The following is an 18,899-nucleotide window of genomic DNA, read 5'->3' as shown; positions in this document are numbered from 1 at the left end:
GCCCAGGAGGTATTCCCATGGACCTGAAGGCAAAGCGCCTGTCGGCCCGCTACACATCACTCATCTTTCTGCTGCTTCTGGTGTTCTTTGGTCTGAGTCTTGCCGGCAACCTGGTGGCCTGGTTGCGACTCGATACGCTGATTAACAGCCGTGAAGAGACCTATATCCCGATGGGGTTTGATACCCCGTTCACACTGACGCGCAACCGGATGGATGCGAACTATCTGGAGCAAACCGCCGAGTCACTGGTTTTCCTGCGCTACAACGTGTCGCCGGAATCGGTGAAAGCCAATCACAAAGCGCTGCTGCGCTTCTTTGATAACGAAGAGCGTCCTGCCATGCAGGAAGTGCTGGCCAGCGAAGCGCAGCGCGTTATCGACAATAACGTCACCACGGCCTTTTACCTGTCCGGTTTCGACACCTACCCGGCTTCGGGGATCGTGGATATTCACGGGACGGTACAGCAGTGGATAGGCAACCGTAAGCAGCTGCCGGAAGACAAAACTATCCGGATGGCACTGCGCTATCACCGGGGTATTACCACCATTCAGGATTTCAGGGAGCAGGTGGATGAAAAGAAAAAATAACAGGCATGGCAGGCACCGTCTGGCATTGCTGGTCAGTCTGCTCTGTCTGAGCGGCACTGTGCTGGCGGAGCCGGTGGCGATGTTACCAGTAAAAATCCCCGTTTCGCCGGACAGCCAGGTCCGGGTTGCGCTCAGCAATACCAATCCGAATCTGCTCGTTGTGCCCGGCGATAAGATTATCGCGGTGGACAGTGCGCAGGGGATGTTTCTCAATGACAACAAGGCGCTGGGGCAGGCTAACGGCGGCGTGCAGCTGATGACCGCCCAGACTACCCCGTTCACCTTCTATGTTCGCACGCAGGGTGGACTCACCGTGTCCGTCGTCGGTGTCCCGCAGAAACGGGATGGCCGGGTGCTGCAGTTTATCTCCAGCCGTCCGGTACAGCATGATAATGCGCGGCGCTGGGAGCGGTCGCAGCCGTATGTGCGCACTCTAATCTCTGTTCAGCAGGCGGTACTGAGCGGTGGCGTACCGAAAGGGTTTACCGAGGCGCCTGTCGTGGCGGTACCGACATTTTCCCTGCCGGGCTGGTTGTCGGTGACGCCTCAACAAATGTGGAGCGGTGGTGGGCTTCGGCTCTATCGCCTGACGGTGCGTAACCGTGGTGTCAGTGCGCTGGCTATACCAGAACGACTGTTTCAGGCACCAGGTGTACGGGCCGTGATGGTGTTTCCGTTCAGTACCACGCTGATGCCCGGCACCGATACGCAGGTGTGGGTCACGGTCAGCAACGACGGGGAGGAGCAGGCTAATGGCTAACATTAACGTGCTGACCCGTCGCAAGCAGATGGCGGTGCTGATCGCCGTGGCGCTGGGATTAAGCGCTATCGGCGGTGTCGCCTGGTATATCGGTGCACCATCAAAGGTGTCCCCCGGTAAGAGCCAGGCAAAAAAACCGGTACCGGATATGACCGGCGCGGTGACCTCCAGTACTTTCGGCAAAAAAGTCAGCGATACGGCGGTGGCTGACCTGCAGCATACCGCGAATGAAGCCGATAAAAAGCTGGCCAGCTTCGAGAATCAGCTCAATAAACTCGCCAGTGAAAACAAGGCCTACCGGGAAAAAATTCAGTCACAGGATGATGATATCAAACTGCTGCAGACGCAGATTGATGCCATGAACCAGGCGGGGGATAGCGGCAGCGGTCATGCGTCGCCTGGTCCGGGAGTGCCAGCCGGCACCCTGCCTGTCGGTGGTGGTTCAGGGGCGGTTCCACCGCCGACCGCCTTTTACCCGGGCGTTCCCGGCAATCAGACGACGGTGAATATCGCCCCACAGCTGAATCAGGGGCTGTCCACCATGAGTATCGATTACGGCGAAAAAAAGGATGATGCGCCGGCGTTGCCGTATATTCCGTCGGGAAGTTTTGTCGGCGCGACGGTCATTGAGGGGGCGGATGCTAACGCCTCCGTCACGGGTGAAAGCGCCTCATCGCCGATGCAGTTTCGTCTGACCGGGAAGGTGATTTTGCCGAACGACGGGGAATATGACCTGCGGGGCTGCTTTGTGACCGCAGCCGCTTACGGTGATATCTCCAGTGAGCGCGCCCTGCTACGTACCGACCGTCTGTCCTGCCGTGTTCATGGCCATGTTATCGACCAGCCCTTCAAAGGACACGTCTCCTTTATGGGGAAAAATGGCATCCGTGCTGAGCCGGTCATCCGCAACGGCAAGATTGTTGGCTACGCCTTTGCCGGTGGTGCCATCGATGCAATGGGCAGCGCCATATCGAACGTCGGCTCAACCAGTGTTGGTCTGGGGGCGGCGAATACCGTCAGCGGTGGCGATGTTGCCCGCGCCGGTTTCGGCGGTGGTACGTCACAGGCAGGCAAAACCCTCTCAGATTACTTCATCAAACGCGCCGAGCAGTACCACCCGGTTATCCCGGTCGGGGCCGGTGTGCAGGTCTCTGTCGTCTTCCAGGAAGGTTTCCAGCTGCAGTATGCCGACGTGAAGAAGGAGAAGAAGCCCGCCGTATCTTCTCAGGAAAAAGCGACCGGTAACGGTATCACCATCACTAAAGAAGCGCTGCGCAACCTCAATCTCGGGGACTCAGTGGGTGCCATGAAGGACCAGATACAGGCAGGAATGCAGGAGAGTATGCGATGAAACCCGGACATGATGACCGTGCTGTTATGCGTCTGAATACCGAGACAGCGAAAGAGAGCATTGAACAGTTATCTGAACGCGAATTAAACAAAAGAATGCGAAGTCTGGTGGGCATCCGCATACAGCTGGCTGAGACACGGCACACCCGAATGTCACCGCGCATCAGAATGATGTTTCTGGTGGTGCTGGTGACGCTAGTTGCCGCCCTGTTAAGCCCGTATCGGGAATACATACTGGCATTAGGCGTGATGGCAGTGTGCCTGTGCACGTTGTTGCCCGCCAGCCGGGAGGAACAATTCTTTTCTTGGTTGGCGCGCTACCCGGTTTTTAATCAACCGCGTCTCAAAGCGTTGCGTGATGCGGTGCTGAGTTCCGGTGGAGAACCCTGGCCAGCTGTCGATGGCTGGATCGCCGCTGAAATTGACGATGTGACCGCGAGGATCTGTCATTTAAAAATGGCTCGGGGATTCAGCCAGAAATGCCAGAAGGTTGATGAACATGACTGAGTACAGAACATGCTGCCTCTTCGGTGGAGTATTCCGTTCAATTCGCGTCGTTAATTTTTCTTCCCCATTCAGGAGATTGTATGCGTAAACCACAACGCCATCCTCTGGCTTCGTTGTCTTCTCCGGAGCTGGCGCAACACATTCTGGATAACTGCACGACGTTTATCACGCTGGGCCAGCCTGCACACCCATTCTGCCTGCAGGATGGGCCGCAAAGTGGCCATACGATAGTTGTCGGGCGTACCGGTAGCGGTAAATCCGACCTCTGTGCTCGCGTCATGAATGATGTTCTTCGCCGTTCCGCTTCGACGCGCCGGCGGCCGTAAAAATCTTCACCCGCTGAACCTCTTTCTCTCAGGATAAATCATGAATAAATTCATTATGCCTTTACTGGCAGGCGCTGGCCTGCTCTCCGGCTGTGCCGGGATGAACTCTGACTTTGACTGTAATACTGTGGCCCATGACCGATGTATCACTATGGAGCAGGCTAACCAGCAGGCGGCAGGGCGTACATCCTCGTCCTCTGCGATGTCCGCCGTTGATGGTGATGCGGGAAAGACGGACGCGGCTGCTGAGACCCTGCCGCGTCTGGCTCCGGTTCCGGTCTCGCCATCTCCGCTTACCGGCATTCAGGCGGCCACCCGCGACGCAGGTGTGCGTTCGGCACGAACCTCCGGCAGCCCGCTGTTGCCGGGGAATCATCCGAGGGCCACGCCACGATCCTCACTGTTATCTCCGCCAGTACCTGCGTCAGCCCCTGTCGTTGTGCCCACCACCGCTCCTGCGACAGAAGCGCAGCGCTACGCTGACACTGGCGTCACACAGCCTGTACGGGTCAATCCAACCACTGCTCGACTGTGGATTGCGGGCTGGATTGACCGGGATGATGTTATGCATCAACCGTCGGTAGTGTCTTTCGTGGTGAAGCCTGATCACTGGGCCGGGAGCTGAGTATGGCCCTGCATGATGAATTGTTCCGTCGCCTGATGACCGACTGGCAGCGGAAGGACGGTGCCGCGAAGGCCGGGGAGGCGCTGGATGATATGGATTATCCTTCTCTGGTCAGCGTGCTGCCGTATCAGCATTACGATAAAGACAGCGGCCTGTTTGTAAACCAGAACACTATGGGGTTTATCCTGGAGTGTACGCCGCTGATTGGCGCCAACGACGGTATCGTGGAGGCCCTGGACAACTTCCTGCGCAACAAACTTCCCCGTGAACAGCCGCTGAGCGTGCTCCTCCTCGGGAGCAAGTGCGTCAGCCATCTGCTGGATAACGGTCTGTCAGACATGGCATGGCAGGGGGAGCAGGCTACGCGCTTTGACCATATCACCCGCGCGTTCTATGAACACGGTGCCCTGTACGGACTGCCTAACAACAAAGGCTACCCGCTGTCGCTGCGTAACTATCGCCTCTTTATCAGCTACGCCGAGCCGTTGCGTCGTGATGTTGATGAGCTGTTCGCCTCGCTGGGTCAGACGCTGAGTATCGTACAACAGTCGCTGTTTGCCGCGAACCTTCACTCTGAGGTACTGGATGACCGGGGCCTGGTCGGGCTGATCCGTGAAATCGTGAACTTCCGCCATGACCGTATCACGCCACCGCCTGATGAGGTGGACCCGTATGAAGAGCTGAATGCCCAGTGTGTTGCCCGCTCCATCAATCTGAAAGTGACGCCGGATTGTCTGCACCAGAGCCAGTCCTCCGCAGAGGGGGGGCGGGTGAAAACCCGCATCATGAGCTATATGCCGGAGAAGAACCCGGTGAAGTTTGCGCTGTGGCAGGGCGGGAACAACCTGAGCAATCTGCTGGACCCGACGTCGACGGTGCCGTGCCCCTTTGCTATCACCCTGACGACAGAACTGGATGTTCAGGCAAAAAGCCAGAACGAAGCGGTACGCAAGTTTGCCACCAACGATAAGCGGGCAAACTCCCCGTTCGGTAAGTGGGTGCCGGGGGTAAAAAAAGCCGCCCGTGAGTGGGACGGATTGCGTGAGCGACTGTCTACCGGGCAGTCGGCGCTGGCGCGCTACAGTTTAGGCGTCACGCTGTTCTGCGAGGATGATAATGATAAGGCCCTGATGTGCGAACTGGCGCTGCAGAATACCTTCCGCGCCAATGGCATTTCACTGTGCTCGCCCACCTTTATGCAGCTGCGTAACTGGCTGTCGCTGTTTCCGTTCATGATGCCGGAAGGATTATGGAGTGATATGCGCCGCAGCGGCGCGACGCTTCGGGCGGAGTCCTTCAATGTCGCCAATCTGTTGCCGGTGGTGGCGGATAACCGTATCTGCCCGAAAGGCGTGCCCATTCCGTCGTACCGTAACCAGCTCTCGTATCTGGACCTGTTCGACAGCAAGTCAGGGCTGGGTAATGACAACTATAACCTCGGGGTGTGTGGCACCTCCGGGGGCGGGAAGTCCTTCCTGATGCAGACCATCATCCGGCACATCCTTGACAGCGGAGGGCGGGCCTGGGTGTTCGATATGGGGGATTCGTACAAGGCCCTGTGCGCCAACGTTGGCGGGGTCTACGTCGATGCCACCGACCTCAAGTTCAACCCGTTTGCCGGTATCGTCAATATTGTGGAATCGGCAGAGAGTATCCGCGACCTGTTGCTGGTCCTCTCCAGCCCGTCAGGCAAGGTCGATGATACCGCCAAGTCTATTCTGCTCAACGCGGTACAGGCGGTCTGGGAAGGGGAGGCACCGTCGAAACGTCGCGGCAACGCGGTACTGATAGACGACGTCTCCGACCTGCTCAACGTCTGGACCACAAGTGAGAAGTACCGGGATACCACCACGGTCCGCAGTCTGATGGAAGAGATGGTGGTCTCCCTGCACAAGTACACCACCGGCGGTATCTACGGCGAATACTTCAACAGTCCGGAGCCGGCGCTCGATGACAACGTTCGGTTCTGTGTGCTGGAGATGGGGCGCCTCAAAAACAAACCTGACCTGCTGGCGGCCATCATGTTCTCGATGATGATTTATGTCGAGCAGCGGATGTTCCTGTCACCCCGTAGTGAGCGTAAGGCGGCCATCATCGATGAGGCCTGGAAGCTGCTGGCGAGTGAAAACGGCTTTATTGGTGACTTCATCGAGAACGGCTACCGCACCGCACGTAAGTATGGTGGCGCCTATATCACCATCACCCAGGGGATTGAGGACTTTGACGGTGACAAGGCCAGCATCGCGGCGAAAGCGGCCTGGTCCAACTCGTCGTTCAAAATCATCCTGCGTCAGAACCGGGAAGCCTTCCGCAAGTACAACCAGAAGAATGAGGGGCAGTTCAGCTCATCGGAGCAGACCATCATTGAAGGTTTCCCTTCGGCCAAAGATGCGCACTTCAGCGCCTTTATGCTGCGCGTGGCCGGACAGGTCTCGTATCACCGCTTGATCCTCGACCCGCTGAGCCGGGTGATGTTCTCGTCCGACGGCGATGACTTTGAGTTTCGTGAACAGTGTCTGAAGGAGGGGAAAACTGTCCATGAAGCGCTCTGGTTACTGGCCCGTAAAAAATACGCTAAGGAAATGGAGGTGCTGGAAAAATGGCAGATACAGTCGTGAATCAACCGGAGTCCCCTGAAGTACAACCATCTGCGGGCGTTACCCCGGCAGACGGAATAAGTCATCACGTCGCTTCAACATCCCCTTGTCAACGCCTCAGTCGCCGTCGCCGGCGCTGCCTGGTACCGGTGGCCTGTGTCACCGCTTTTATTCTGGTCATGAATGCAGGCATCTCGATGTTGCTGGCGCAGTGGCAGCGACCGGAGACGGTGAGCTTCGATATGACCGGTACGGTGAATAACTTTATGGCTCAGGTGGCCGGGCGTCATCTCAGCGATGACGAGGTAAAAGCCACCACCGCGCGTTTTAACACCGCCCTCAATGCCTCGCTGACCGACTGGCAACGCCATCACGGCGCCGTCATCCTGGTGGCACCGGCGGTGGTGGGTGGTACCCGCGATATCACTGCAGATGTTCAGGCAGAGGTGGCGAACCGGATGGCAGAGGGAGACAGTCATGAGTGACGAAGTCGATGTGGCCCAGGACGTTGTTGAGCTGACGAACACCGTGGCGGTGCTGGCTATCCGCCATCAGTTGCAGGCAGCGGGGAGCGAATATTGCCAGTCATGCGGTGAAACTATCCCGGAGGCCCGGCGTCTGGCGGCACCGTGGGCAGACACCTGCACGCCGTGCCAGAGCGTACTGGAGCACCGAAATAAGGTGGGGTACTGATGCATAAACGATACCTGACGTTGTTGTTCCTTGTCTGTCCACTGGTCGGGCAGGCAAAAGATCTGGGCTCATGGGGAGATGTCTGGCCGGTGCAGGAGCAGAGCTTTCTGGCGCTGATTCAGGATCGCCTGCAGGAGTTGCAGGATAACGGCCAGCTGGCGGAGCTGCAGCAACAGTTCCAGGACCGGGTGGTGGAGCATACGCTGCGCCCGACACCGGTAGAAGGACTGCTTACAGACACGCAGGCACATACGTCCTGGTATGACCCGACCTTTGTGGTTGGCCAGACGCTGGCCGATGCGCAGGGCCAGGTCTTTGCGCGTCAGGGTGATACCCTGAACCCGCTGGATACGCTGGCGCTGAATACCACCCTCTATTTTATCGATGGTGATGATGCGCGTCAGGTCGCCTGGATGAAGGCGCAAACCCCACCCACGCCAACCTGGAAGGTCATCCTGGTCAACGGCAACATCAAAACGACAGCGGATGCGCTGTCAGAGCGTATCTACTTCGACCAGCAGGGCGTACTGACGAAGAAACTGGGTATTCACTATATTCCTGCGATGGTCAGTCAGGATGGTAAGCGCCTGAAGATCACCTCAGCACCCATAAAGGAGGCCCGATAATGCTGTTCCCGCTTGTTATTACCCTGCTGTGTTTCATCGTTGGCGCGCTGCTGTTGGTGGTGATATTCCAGCGACGGGAATTCCGTCGCCTGCGGGCGGACGCCGATGGGATCGTGATGCGCTATCTGGCGGTTGCTGAGCGGTTTGAGTCTCTGGTCCGTGAGCTGACGGAGCCTTACGGCGGAGTATTGTATGATTTGATGGAGGTGGAGCAGCTTGCGGTCCGGATGAAGGCGTTGCCCGACAGTGAAACACGGGAGACTGCTGAGCGTATTCTTGGGCGCCTGAATGGACGAATGCGCATGTTACTGAAGCAGGTGTCTGACCGTTATCGCCTGTCTGATGCCGATCGGCTGCGCTGGCTGAGTGAACCGGAATACCCGGAGGCTGGCAAATGACATTCAGACTGTCTGCTTTACTACTGGCCTGCGGTCTGACCATCGGTACCGGTACGCTGGCCTCTGAACCCGAATGCCAGGGACGGTTCGTCAACCCGATCACCGATATCTGCTGGGAATGTATGTTCCCGATGTCCATCGGCAATGCGGCCGTGTCGTCCGGCTCGCTGCCGGATACGGAGAACCCGTCTTCCCCTATCCAGTTCTGCCCGGTCCCGCCGCCGGTGTTTGAGCGTATAGGCCTTGCGATTGGCTTCTGGGAGCCGTTTGCCCTGACTGACGTGACCCGCGCGCCGTTCTGCATGGTAAATCTTGGTGGCACGAGTATCAGCGCAGGCAAGCTCGGCAGCGGCGGCGGGAAACGCCAGGGGGCGGTCAATACCGGTGCCTTCTACCACGTCCACTGGTACAAATACCCGCTGACCTGGTGGCTCAATATTATCACCGACCTGGGCTGCCTGCAGGGGGGGGACATGGACATCGGCTATCTGTCCGAACTGGACCCGACCTGGGATGACAGCTCACTGGCCTCGGTGCTGGCCCCTGAAGCGTTCCTGTTCGCCAATCCGATTGCGCAGGGGGCCTGTGCCGCTGATGCGCTGGCCAGTGCTGTCTCAAAACCCTTAAACCCGCTGTTCTGGTGTGCCGGTTCGCACGGCAGCATGTACCCGTTTACGGGGTTTGTCTCCAATCAGGCCAGCCCGCAGGCCGCCAGTGTGCTGCTCTCCGAGCGAATGGATTACAAGCTGCATCGCCAGGGGATGATCCTGAACAGCGTCGGTGCCGATACGGCCGTGTGCTATGAGTATCCGTCGCCCATTATGCCGAAAGATCGTTACCGCTATCAGATGGTCAACATGTATCCGGATGCGGGACGTTGCCACCCGTTTGGCCGTACCGTGATGGCCTGGGAGGCCGGGCATGCCACGCCGGCGAGCCGACAGAACTTTGGTTACCTCATCTGGCGCAAGCGTAACTGCGTCTTCCTCTGATTTTCCGGGAACAATCTGATGAAACTTAAGATTTTTACCGTGCTGGCTGGCGCGTTGATGGCGGCCGCTTCCGCACAGGCTGACGGACTGACAGACGAGCAACAGCTTTTTCGTGCCCTGCGGGAGCAGAGTGCGGCGATACGCCAGCTGCCGCAGAACACCGCCACCATGCCGGACGTTAACGCCCTTCTGCAGGACAAGCTCTCCGGGGCTGACCGTCAGTGGATTGGTGATATGCAGCGCCGGGTGCAGTCGTCCGTTGCACCGGACAGCGAGGCCCGTCCGGATGCCCTGTATTTCCTGTCGTTTTCCATCCCCGAGGAGGGACTGAAGCAGATGGTCCCGGCGGCAACGCGCTTTCACATTCCGGCGCTGATTAACGGTCTCGTGGATAACAACTTCCGCAAAACCGTGGAATCGGTCTTTCGTCTGGCGCGGGAGAACAATCAGGGTGGGGTGCAGATAGATCCCCGGCAGTTCAGCAAATACGGCATCACCACGGTTCCGGCCCTGGTGGTGACCTGCGATGCCGGATATGACCGCCTTACTGGCAACCTGAAACTGAAGGAAGCGCTGGAGCGGATTGCAGCAGAAGGGGACTGTGCCGATACGGCGAAGAAGTTGCTGAAGGAGGGGGCATCGTGAAAAAACAGCTGATACCGGGCTTTTTATTGCTGGCAACGGCGGTATCCGTACTGGCCAGCCCGCAGTATGACGAGGCGGCAAAGTATGCCGGCAGCGTGAAGGATCAGGGGATGAATGTGATGAAGGGGACGGACCCCGCCGCGACCATTCCCGGCTATACCGCGAAACCGGATGAATCAGGGTATTACGGTGGGACCACCGCCACCAGTAATACCGACCTGGAAAACGCCGGCAATACGGAGATGCATGACGGTGAAGCCGGGAAGACCATCATGGACGTCATTAAAAACCGCCCGAAGGACCTTATCTCCACCGACGCCCCCTTTATCAGCGGTTCGCTGGATATTGAGGATAAGGCTGAGACCATCATGTCCGGTACTGACACGCAGTGCAAGGACGTGAATGTGGATAAGACCCAAATCACAAATTATACCTGCGAACGCACACCTGCCGTGCAGCTGGCCTGTACACGGACGGCGACGGCAGGCGGAGGGCATGAAGAAGATTCGACCGAAATAAAACAGGTGGTTATTCAGTCTCAGGGGATTGCTTTTGCATCCTCCGATGCCGGATATACCGGTACCTGGACTTCCCCGCTGACAGGAAGGGTCGTGACGGCGTCAGCTACGTATTCCTGGAATAAACACCTGGCGTTCAGTAATTCAAACTGGTTTATGCGGGTGACCACCCCTTTCGGGCTGATCTCAATGGATGATGATACCGGCAGTCCGGCCCTGAACAGTGGGGCGCAACTGACGGAGGGGGCGAAGATGGCGTTCTCCATCCGTAACAGAAATAATAAGCCAACTGTCGATTTCATCTGGAAAAGCAGCAACATGCGTTACAGTTTTACCATCACGCTGAGGGTGGCGGTTCCTGTAAAAAAATGGGTTCCGGACGTGGTGTGGTCGGAGAACTGCCCGTTTGATAAGACCGACCAGGTGCTGATCAACAGCGTCTGTACCGACCCCGGCGGCGATCGTACTTTTACCGTCAACGGTGAAAACTATGTTCTGCACAGCGACTGCTGGCAGTACACCGACACGTATGTCTCTCAGTCGGCCGATAACGGTACCTGTAACGACTATATGCAGAACCCGGCCTGTACCGTCGGCTCCACGACCTGCCTCGACAGCCTGAATGGTACCTGTTTGCGTGAGCAGGTGGTCTTTTCCTGCGAGGAAAAGGTGAGCGGTAGTGCGCAGCTGTGCGGTGGTGAACTGGTCTGTACCGATGGCAGCTGTGACCAGCTGGATGACGGTAAGTCTGATGGATTTCAGTCTGCTGTTTCGGGGCTGGCGGCGCTGGCGGCCGCCGGTAAAGATATTGCCGCCCTGAATGGCGTCAACGTCTCCGCCTTTACCGGTGAGGGCCACAGCTGTCGTAAGGCGATGGCGGGTTTCAGCAACTGCTGCAAGGACAGCGGCTGGGGTAACGATGTCGGACTTGCCAGTTGCAACACCGAAGAAAAGGCGCTGGCGGAGGCCAAGAAGCGCAAGCTGAGTATCTACGTTGGGTCGTACTGTGCGCATAAGGTGCTCGGTGTCTGTCTTGAGAAGAAAGAAGGGTACTGCCAGTTTGACAGCAAGCTCGCGAAAATCATTCAGGACCAGGGGCGTCGCGGCCAGCTGGGTATCGGCTTTGGTAGCGGAAGTTCGCCGGACTGCCGTGGACTGACGGTGGCGGAACTGCAGCGCCTGAATTTCAAAAACATTAACTTTGCCGACTTTTATGATGACCTGGAGAACGGTACCACGCTGCCGGCAGACCAGGATCTGCTTGACCGCGTTAAAGAACAGATAGCCGGGAAGATGGCAGGAGGTGGCCAGTGAAGCAAACCCTCCCGACAGTATTCCTGTTGCTGGTTACCGGGGCGCAGGCAGCGACTGTCAGTCCTGACCCGTCGCAAAGTGCATTTCCTCCGCCTGCCCTCTCATCCACCGGGACCTATGTGGATACGCCGATTGTGGGCTGGCACTGGTACAACGAACCTCAGCCAGAAGAGGAGGATGAGCCGGACGATGACACTGTCCCGCTCAGCGTCCTGCCACCGAACCTGCAGATGTCGTTGCTGCAGAAGCTGACAAAAGAAAAGCTCAACAGCGCCATATTGTCCCCTTCCCCGGAGAAAGCGGCGGACTATCTGCGCATGCAGTCTTATCTGATGAACCTGTCCGGGCAGTTTACGCAGTCGGCCAAAAAGGCGCTGCTGCTGTATCCGGACCTCGATTACAACCTGGAGCACAGCCGCTATAACGGTACCGCAACCCTGCAGCAGACGGCGGCCCGTCAGCTGCAGAATGATGCCATTCATAACCTGGGTCAGCGCTATGGTCTGTTCCTGTTTTACCGGGGAAACAATCCGCAGGATATGCAGATGGCGGCCACGGTGCACCAGTTCTCACAACAGTATGGGCTGTCACTGATACCGATCAGCATGGACGGTGCGCGCAGCGAAGCGCTGCCGCAGACCCGACAGGACATCGGGCAGGCGGCGAAGATGGGCGTCAGCCAGTTCCCGGCCCTGATGCTGGTTGAGCCGGGCAGTGAGCAGTATCAGCCACTGGCGTACGGATTTATGACCCAGGACGACCTGGCCCGCCGCTTCCTCGACGTGGCCACCGACTTTAAAGCGCAATACTAAGGAAAGAAAAATATGACGAAAGAATGCACTTCGCATAATAAGCACGAACAACAGGTCAGGCAGGAGAACCTGCTGCTGTTCTGTGGCATGGCCTTTATGGCGGCCGGGCCGGTGTTCTGGTATCTGGCGGGGATAGCGCTGGATGCGCGGGCTCTTAGTCTGGGGCCGGACAAGGTTGATGTTCTGGAGTGGGTCAGTATTGCCGTTTCGCTATTGCTCAGTCTCTGTGGTGCCGCCCTGAGTCTGGCGGGCTGGGGACTGGCGTCATGGCATGCCTGGCGTGCTATCCGGCAGCCGGGGGGACTGTGATGAAAATCCAACACCCAAAAGTGGCGCTGGGGCTGGTACTGATGCTGAGCGGGGTTGTGTCGATGGCGCATGCCTCGACGCTGGATGAGCTAAAGGCGCTGGAAGCGGGCAAGGCAGAACCCCAGTCCCGGACAGAGGTGAGCCCAGTACCAGAGACTTCCACTACGCCTGCAGGGCGGGCATACCGTCTTCCGGATGGTCGTTCGATAAATACGGCCGATTATCGCCTGATATTGTTTATGCAGTCTTCCTGCCATTTTTGTCAGCAGTTTGATCCGCAGCTTATCCAGCTGTCCACGCAGACGGGATTTAAGGTGTTTCCCTACACGCTGGACGGGCAGGGCGATGTGAGTTTTCCGCAGGCAATACCCGCCCCCCGGGCGGTACTGGACCAGTTTTTCGGCCCGGGCAGTAATGGTGTGACACCCACGACCTGGCTGGTGAACGTGAATACTCTGCAGAGTTGGCCGCTGGCACAAGGGTTAACCGATATGAACAGTCTGCTGCAGCGGATTAATCAGGCACTGATGGCGCAATAACCGACCCACACAGCATTACCTCCGCACTTTCGTTTCATATAACGAACTATTTTTCAAAGGATTTGCAACGTGAATAAATCATTTCTGATGAGGACTGCCCTTGTCTTCTTTCTGCTGGCTGTGGCCTGCGGGGTGGCGGGATATGCCTCCCGGACGTTCTGGCTGACAGCGTTTGAGTCTCTGAAGTACGGTATCACAGATTTTGCAGCGCTGGATGCGGAGAACCAGGCGATGAAGACGCCTCTGAACCTGGTGATGTACGTCATGCCGGTGGGGTTTGGTTGTGCGGGCGTGGGACTTCTGGCCGCGTCTGCGCTGGCATACTGCCTGGGTGTACTGGACGGTGTGATGACGTATTTCTCCTGCCGGTCGGGCCGTAAGGACGGGCAGCATGCGTAAACCGATACTCTCAGGTTTTTGCGCCCTGGCGCTGCTGACCGCCCCTTCACTGTCGCATGCCGATGTGAACAGCGACCTTAATAACTACTTCAACAAGCTGGGATTTGAAGGTAATGCCACTGGCGCTGCGGCCTGGCAGGGGCAGGCCGCAGGCTATATGACCGGCGGTAACCTGTTTCTCAGGAGCCCGGTCAAACAGATGCAGGTGATGTCGTTTACCCCGCCGTCACTGAATGCCGGCTGCGGCGGTATCGATGCCTACCTCGGGGCGTTCTCGTTTATTAACAGCGACCAGCTGCAGCAGTTCATCAAAAACCTGATGGCCAATGCCCAGGGCTACTTTTTCGACCTGGCACTACAAACCGTGGCACCTGAGCTGAAAGACGCCAAGGACTACCTGCAGAAGCTGGCAGCGGACATGAACAGCATGAACATCTCCAGCTGCCAGGCGGCACAGGGCATCATCGGCGGCCTGTGGCCAAAGACCCAGGTGTCCCAACAGAAGGTCTGTCAGGACATTGCGGGAGAAAGCAACCTCTTTGCCGACTGGGCGGCCTCCCGTCAGGGCTGCACGGTCGGCGGAGAGATGGACCGTGTGCTGGACAAGGCCGGCGATAAGGACAAGGACCGGGTGCTGCGTAACAAAAACCTGATGTGGGAGTTGCTGGGGCGCAATGCCATGCTTGACGGGGACACGGAACTGAAAGAAATGGTGATGAACCTGACCGGGACGCTGATATTTGACCGCAATGGTGCGGCAAAATCTCTGATACCGGAGGTAAACCACCAGGGATTGCTGGTTGCCCTGATGAAGGGCGGTAATGTGGAAATTCAGCGCTGTGTATCGAGCGGCGACTGCCTGGAACTGAAAAACGGGTCCGTGACTATCAGCAGCAACCGCGCCCTGATATCGCGGGTGAGAGACATGATTGGCAGTATCCGCGATAAATTACGTACTGATGAACCGCTGTCAGCGGCGGAAAAAGGGTTTATCCAGAGCACTTCCATTCCGGTGCTGCGCTACCTGGTGGACCCGATGCAGCTGAGCCTCAACGTTGACATGTTGTCCTCACTGTCGGATTACATCGCCTACGACATTATGCTGCAGTATCTGAAAGAGCTGATTGAACAGGCCAAACTCTCTCTGGCCAGCCGGAATTATGATGAAGAGGTGATGAAGCCGCTGAGGGCCAACATCAGCGAATCCAGCCGTCAGGTGGAGGCCCTGCAGCAGGAAGTGCAGGTGAAAAGCGATGCGCTGGCTGAGATGGATCGTCAGATGAGCTACCTGCGTCAGCAGACCTCCAGCCAACTGCTTGACCGCTATCAGCAGAACTACCGCTTCGGCGGCAGCGAAGGGGGCCTGTGATGGATACGGTTTACGTCCTGAGCGGCGGGGAGTTCCTGACGGCCATCTTTAACGGTGTGGCCGTCCTGATGGGGACCACCGAGTGGGCCACGATGTTTCGTATTGCGGCGCTGATGTCGGTCATGGTGTTGTTTGCCACCTACATCCGCGGCCATGACCCGCTGGAAGTGCTGAAGTTTATTGCTTTCTTTATGTTTCTCACCAGCGTGCTCATCATACCCAAGCGAACGGTGCAAATCATTGACCGCAGCGACGCAACCAGTGTACATACGGTGGACAATGTACCGCTGGGGCTGGCGGCGCCAGCGAAGTTTATCACCGGCATTGGCACCGCCCTGACGGAAGGTTTTGAGGCTGTATTCCATACCCCGGATTCCGCCACCTACAGTAAAACCGGGATGCTGTTCGGCGCCAACCTGGTGGGGACTGCAACCGACTTTGCCTTCCGTAATGGTGACCTGGCAGAGTTGTTTACCGCTTACGTGCGAAACTGCGTGGTAGGCGATATGTTGCTTAACCACAAATACTCCTTCCAGGAGCTGATGAACAGCGAAGATCCGTATTCACTGATATTCAGCAAGCCCAGCCCGCTACGTGGTGTGATGGTGCAGTACGGTAATACCATGGCAAACCGGGAAGGGTTCTGGACCTGTCAGGAGCTGGCAACCGGTGTGCTGCAACCCCAGCTGACCACCGACACCCAGAATGGCGGTAAGACCTGGGACTACTATGTTGCCCGGCTCACCGGTGGAAAACCCAACGCCAGCGCGCTGTTTGGTACCCTGCTGGGTGACAGCTACAGCTATTACTACGGCGGTGGCTCCAGCGCCAGCCAGATTATGCGCCAGACGGTGGTGATGAATGGTCTGAAGCAGGGCATTGCCTCCACCAGTGCGCAGAACGGCGATGCCGCCGGCCTGGTCAATCTGGCCTCGCAGTCGTCCTATACCAAGATGCGTCTGAGCCAGGCCACATCAACCAGTATTGCCACCACCTACCTGCCTTTGCTCAATACCGTGCTGCTGGCGATGGTGATTGGTCTGTTCCCGGTGATTATTTTGCTGGCCTCCATTCATACCCTGACTATGGAAGTGCTGAAGGGGTATATCTTCACACTGATATACCTGCAGGCCTGGGGGCCGATGTTCGCTATCCTCAACTACGCGGTCAGTATGTATCTCACGGGTAAAACAGGGACGCTGAGTTTTTCGCTGTCGAACCTGTCGGTCATCCAGCAGACCCATGCGGATATTGGTTCGATTGCCGGCTGGCTGTCCCTCTCCATTCCGTTCCTCGCCTGGGGTATCGTGAAAGGGCTGGGTAGCGCAGTGTCGCAGGCCGGTAACTACCTGGGTACGGCAATGAACAGTACGGCCTCTTCTGAATCCTCCCGTGCCGGCGACGGCAGCTGGGCCTTTAATAATCTGCAGACCGACAACGTTGCCGGCAATAAGTGGGACACCAACTACGCCAGCCGTAGCGGAATGGCCATGACCCAGATGGGCAACGGTGCCACGGCAACCCGGACACGGGATGGAAGTACCGTGCTGGAAACCAGCCAGGCTATTTCAAAACTGGCGACGGAGGTTATGGGAGACCAGATATCCCAGACCGGTATCCAGAAGCTGCAGCGTGATGCTATGAGCCAACAACAGAGCCTGAACAATTCGCTTAATCATAGCACCAGTACCGGGATGTCCTTGTTGTCACAGTGGGCCAGTCAGCGGGGGAATAGCGACACCGTCAGTCGCGGAGCAGACAACAGCGTCAGCGCGAACGATGCGGCGGCTATAAGTAAGATGCAGAGTGCTGTTGCCCGCTATGCTAGGGATAACAACATCAGCCAGGCCGATGCACTGCGAACTGCCATGGATAAAAGCCAGAATATGACATTCAATGCGGGTGCAGGAGCATACGCCAAAGTCGATTCTGATAAACAAATTATTGGAAAAGTGGCCAGTCTAGGGACGGGCTGGAGTGCGGGAGGTGATTTACATACTAGACTGGATTATAACGGACAGAGTGGGTCATCTCACGGCACCAGTTCTGATATGAGTAACCGGACCAGTAACACGAAGGACTTCAGCGCTCAGGACCTGAAGGATATTCGTCACGGTGTGGATGTGGTAGCCAGTCAACGGACCACGGACAACAGCAGCCATACAGACAACGCCTCCGGCTCGCTGCTTAACCAGATGGCCGCCACCTTCAGCGACATGCGCACACAGTCCAGCCAGTACAGTGATGCGCAGACCCGTAGCCACGAATATGCGCAGGTGGCGAGCTATGTGCAAAACCACAGTGACTCGGTGCGCAGCAACTATACCCAGGAGTTTGTGGAGTATGCGCAGCAGAACGATCCAGATGCGACTCGCATACTGACGGACGTTAGTGACCCGGCGGTGCGTGAGAAACGCGAGGCTCTCGCTGGTCGTTTTGTGGAAGAACGCCTGATGCCGCAGCTGGCGCAGGAATTTGCGGCTAACCGGGCACAGACCGGTGACAATATGGGCAGTGTTGCTCCTGGCGGCGGCCTGCAAGGTGTCAGCCACAGTGACTTCGCCGACCAGCAACAGCATATGGCGCAGACTGCTGCCGATCACGGCGTGAAAGCTGAGGGTGCTGTCGCCGGTGAGGTGTCACAGTCACGGGCCGATGTGCAGCGTTCTGTTGATTCTGCTCAAGAAAAAGTCAATAAACAGCAGGGTGAGGTACATAAACAGTATACTGAACTGGAGCAAGATCATCAGGTTCAGGGGCGCCGGTTTGATGAAGAAAACAAGAATGAAAAGGTGCGACAGAGTGCTCTTCCTGGTGGCGATACGCGTGACGAATTAATGAAGCGTGCAACCGACATGCAAAAACAGTATGAGGATAAAAATAAATGATTCGTAAGTGGATGCTATGTTACTGGATTAACTATGTTGTTATTATTCTTAATGCGATCTTGTTTTTGAGTACCTTCATTTCGATTAGTTATTTGAACATAACGCCAAGCGTTATCTCTTTTGTAATATGCATGGTGCCAATGGTTTTTTCATTAGTGTCATGGTCTGCTATCAGGAAGCTAGATGCTAATCATGTATATCTTGATAGCTTATTTATGAAGAAATCGGCTGCATCGCTTTTTACTATTATTGTTATTCTTGCATGGTCATGGTGGGGAGGTGGTTTGGCGGTGCTTGTTGGTAGCATTGTTGCTAGTTGGGCTGGGTTGTTTATATTTTGGCTTGTCGGAAAAAAGGATTTTTCTTGTCTTTTTCCTGAGCAAAAAAATAATGTTGTAGTACCGCGTACCCGCGGTCATGAAATGATAACGTCCTTCGAGATTAATCCGACAACAGGGTTACCCATGATGGGGGCTGTAGACTCGAAAGGAAATGCCTATGGGGCTCCAGCCCATGAACCAAAAATCTACTCTGACTCAAGTTCGTCTTCTCGCCCGGATAATATATATGACTACTTCTCTTCCGGTAACGACCATTACAGGAATTAAACTCTAACGCATTTCGTTTGTTCTCAGTCAGTGTGTA

21 protein-coding genes are annotated in these 18,899 nt (G+C 56.7%); all 21 read left to right on the top strand.

Features of this window, described 5'->3' with window-relative positions; all coding sequences use genetic code 11:
* Positions 1-17: 17 nt before the first annotated feature.
* The 21 genes from traE to GSQ70_RS21100 all read left to right on the top strand — a co-directional run bounded on the left by traE (position 18) and on the right by GSQ70_RS21100 (position 18,862).
* Positions 18-587 carry a type IV conjugative transfer system protein TraE gene (gene traE, locus GSQ70_RS21200; RefSeq protein ID WP_017694218.1) on the top strand — a complete coding sequence of 190 codons (570 nt, stop codon included), beginning with the start codon at positions 18-20 and terminating at the stop codon, positions 585-587.
* Positions 571-1,347 (top strand): type-F conjugative transfer system secretin TraK, encoded by a 777-nt coding sequence (gene traK, locus GSQ70_RS21195; protein ID WP_158784356.1) that lies wholly within the window; start codon positions 571-573, stop codon positions 1,345-1,347. Before traE ends, traK begins: the two co-directional genes overlap by 17 nt.
* Positions 1,340-2,698, top strand: a complete 1,359-nt coding sequence (locus tag GSQ70_RS21190; RefSeq protein WP_158784355.1) for a TrbI/VirB10 family protein — start codon at positions 1,340-1,342, stop codon at positions 2,696-2,698. Before traK ends, GSQ70_RS21190 begins: the two co-directional genes overlap by 8 nt.
* On the top strand, positions 2,695-3,204 hold the full coding sequence (locus GSQ70_RS21185) for a hypothetical protein (protein ID WP_158784354.1): 510 nt from the start codon (positions 2,695-2,697) through the stop codon (positions 3,202-3,204). The genes GSQ70_RS21190 and GSQ70_RS21185 overlap by 4 nt, the downstream gene beginning before the upstream one ends.
* A gap of 80 nt (positions 3,205-3,284) precedes the next feature.
* A complete protein-coding gene (locus GSQ70_RS21180) occupies positions 3,285-3,530 on the top strand; it encodes a hypothetical protein (RefSeq protein ID WP_158784353.1) in 246 nt (81 codons plus the stop codon).
* 40 nt (positions 3,531-3,570) lie between these two features.
* Positions 3,571-4,155: a TraV family lipoprotein gene (locus GSQ70_RS21175; protein WP_158784352.1), complete on the top strand. Its 585-nt coding sequence runs from the start codon at positions 3,571-3,573 to the stop codon at positions 4,153-4,155.
* Positions 4,156-4,157: 2 nt separating this feature from the next.
* The gene (gene traC, locus GSQ70_RS21170; RefSeq protein ID WP_158784351.1) at positions 4,158-6,773 is read left to right on the top strand and encodes a type IV secretion system protein TraC; all 2,616 of its coding nucleotides are present in this window, start codon (positions 4,158-4,160) and stop codon (positions 6,771-6,773) included.
* Positions 6,755-7,237: a type-F conjugative transfer system protein TrbI gene (trbI, locus tag GSQ70_RS21165; RefSeq protein WP_233268400.1), complete on the top strand. Its 483-nt coding sequence runs from the start codon at positions 6,755-6,757 to the stop codon at positions 7,235-7,237. The genes traC and trbI overlap by 19 nt, the downstream gene beginning before the upstream one ends.
* Positions 7,230-7,445, top strand: a complete 216-nt coding sequence (locus tag GSQ70_RS21160) for a TraR/DksA C4-type zinc finger protein (RefSeq protein WP_032713693.1) — start codon at positions 7,230-7,232, stop codon at positions 7,443-7,445. Before trbI ends, GSQ70_RS21160 begins: the two co-directional genes overlap by 8 nt.
* Positions 7,445-8,071: a type-F conjugative transfer system protein TraW gene (traW, locus tag GSQ70_RS21155; RefSeq protein ID WP_158784350.1), complete on the top strand. Its 627-nt coding sequence runs from the start codon at positions 7,445-7,447 to the stop codon at positions 8,069-8,071. Before GSQ70_RS21160 ends, traW begins: the two co-directional genes overlap by 1 nt.
* The gene (locus tag GSQ70_RS21150) at positions 8,071-8,469 is read left to right on the top strand and encodes a hypothetical protein (protein WP_158784349.1); all 399 of its coding nucleotides are present in this window, start codon (positions 8,071-8,073) and stop codon (positions 8,467-8,469) included. Before traW ends, GSQ70_RS21150 begins: the two co-directional genes overlap by 1 nt.
* On the top strand, positions 8,466-9,461 hold the full coding sequence (gene traU / locus GSQ70_RS21145) for a conjugal transfer pilus assembly protein TraU (protein ID WP_158784348.1): 996 nt from the start codon (positions 8,466-8,468) through the stop codon (positions 9,459-9,461). Before GSQ70_RS21150 ends, traU begins: the two co-directional genes overlap by 4 nt.
* An 18-nt stretch (positions 9,462-9,479) precedes the next feature.
* Entirely contained in the window at positions 9,480-10,106 is a 627-nt protein-coding gene (gene trbC / locus GSQ70_RS21140; protein ID WP_158784347.1) for a type-F conjugative transfer system pilin assembly protein TrbC, read from the top strand.
* Complete coding sequence (traN, locus tag GSQ70_RS21135) at positions 10,103-11,938, top strand: type-F conjugative transfer system mating-pair stabilization protein TraN (RefSeq protein ID WP_158784346.1); 1,836 nt, start codon at positions 10,103-10,105, stop codon at positions 11,936-11,938. Before trbC ends, traN begins: the two co-directional genes overlap by 4 nt.
* Positions 11,935-12,750 carry a type-F conjugative transfer system pilin assembly protein TraF gene (traF, locus tag GSQ70_RS21130; RefSeq protein WP_233268399.1) on the top strand — a complete coding sequence of 272 codons (816 nt, stop codon included), beginning with the start codon at positions 11,935-11,937 and terminating at the stop codon, positions 12,748-12,750. Before traN ends, traF begins: the two co-directional genes overlap by 4 nt.
* Positions 12,751-12,762: 12 nt before the next feature.
* Complete coding sequence (locus GSQ70_RS21125) at positions 12,763-13,059, top strand: hypothetical protein (protein ID WP_158784345.1); 297 nt, start codon at positions 12,763-12,765, stop codon at positions 13,057-13,059.
* Positions 13,059-13,598 carry a type-F conjugative transfer system pilin assembly thiol-disulfide isomerase TrbB gene (gene trbB / locus GSQ70_RS21120; RefSeq protein ID WP_158784344.1) on the top strand — a complete coding sequence of 180 codons (540 nt, stop codon included), beginning with the start codon at positions 13,059-13,061 and terminating at the stop codon, positions 13,596-13,598. The genes GSQ70_RS21125 and trbB overlap by 1 nt, the downstream gene beginning before the upstream one ends.
* A gap of 69 nt (positions 13,599-13,667) precedes the next feature.
* Positions 13,668-13,997 carry a hypothetical protein gene (locus GSQ70_RS21115; RefSeq protein ID WP_233268393.1) on the top strand — a complete coding sequence of 110 codons (330 nt, stop codon included), beginning with the start codon at positions 13,668-13,670 and terminating at the stop codon, positions 13,995-13,997.
* Entirely contained in the window at positions 13,990-15,366 is a 1,377-nt protein-coding gene (traH, locus tag GSQ70_RS21110) for a conjugal transfer pilus assembly protein TraH (RefSeq protein ID WP_158784343.1), read from the top strand. The genes GSQ70_RS21115 and traH overlap by 8 nt, the downstream gene beginning before the upstream one ends.
* Positions 15,366-18,254: a conjugal transfer mating-pair stabilization protein TraG gene (gene traG / locus GSQ70_RS21105; RefSeq protein ID WP_158784342.1), complete on the top strand. Its 2,889-nt coding sequence runs from the start codon at positions 15,366-15,368 to the stop codon at positions 18,252-18,254. Before traH ends, traG begins: the two co-directional genes overlap by 1 nt.
* On the top strand, positions 18,251-18,862 hold the full coding sequence (locus GSQ70_RS21100; protein ID WP_158784341.1) for a hypothetical protein: 612 nt from the start codon (positions 18,251-18,253) through the stop codon (positions 18,860-18,862). The genes traG and GSQ70_RS21100 overlap by 4 nt, the downstream gene beginning before the upstream one ends.
* The last annotated feature ends 37 nt before the right edge of the window (positions 18,863-18,899 follow it).

The sequence above is a fragment of the Pantoea sp. BAV 3049 genome (assembly GCF_009765445.1).
In the GTDB taxonomy this organism is placed as follows: Bacteria; Pseudomonadota; Gammaproteobacteria; order Enterobacterales; family Enterobacteriaceae; genus Erwinia.
Note: the sequence above shows the minus strand (reverse complement) of the source record. Positions and strands in the feature narration are given on the sequence as shown.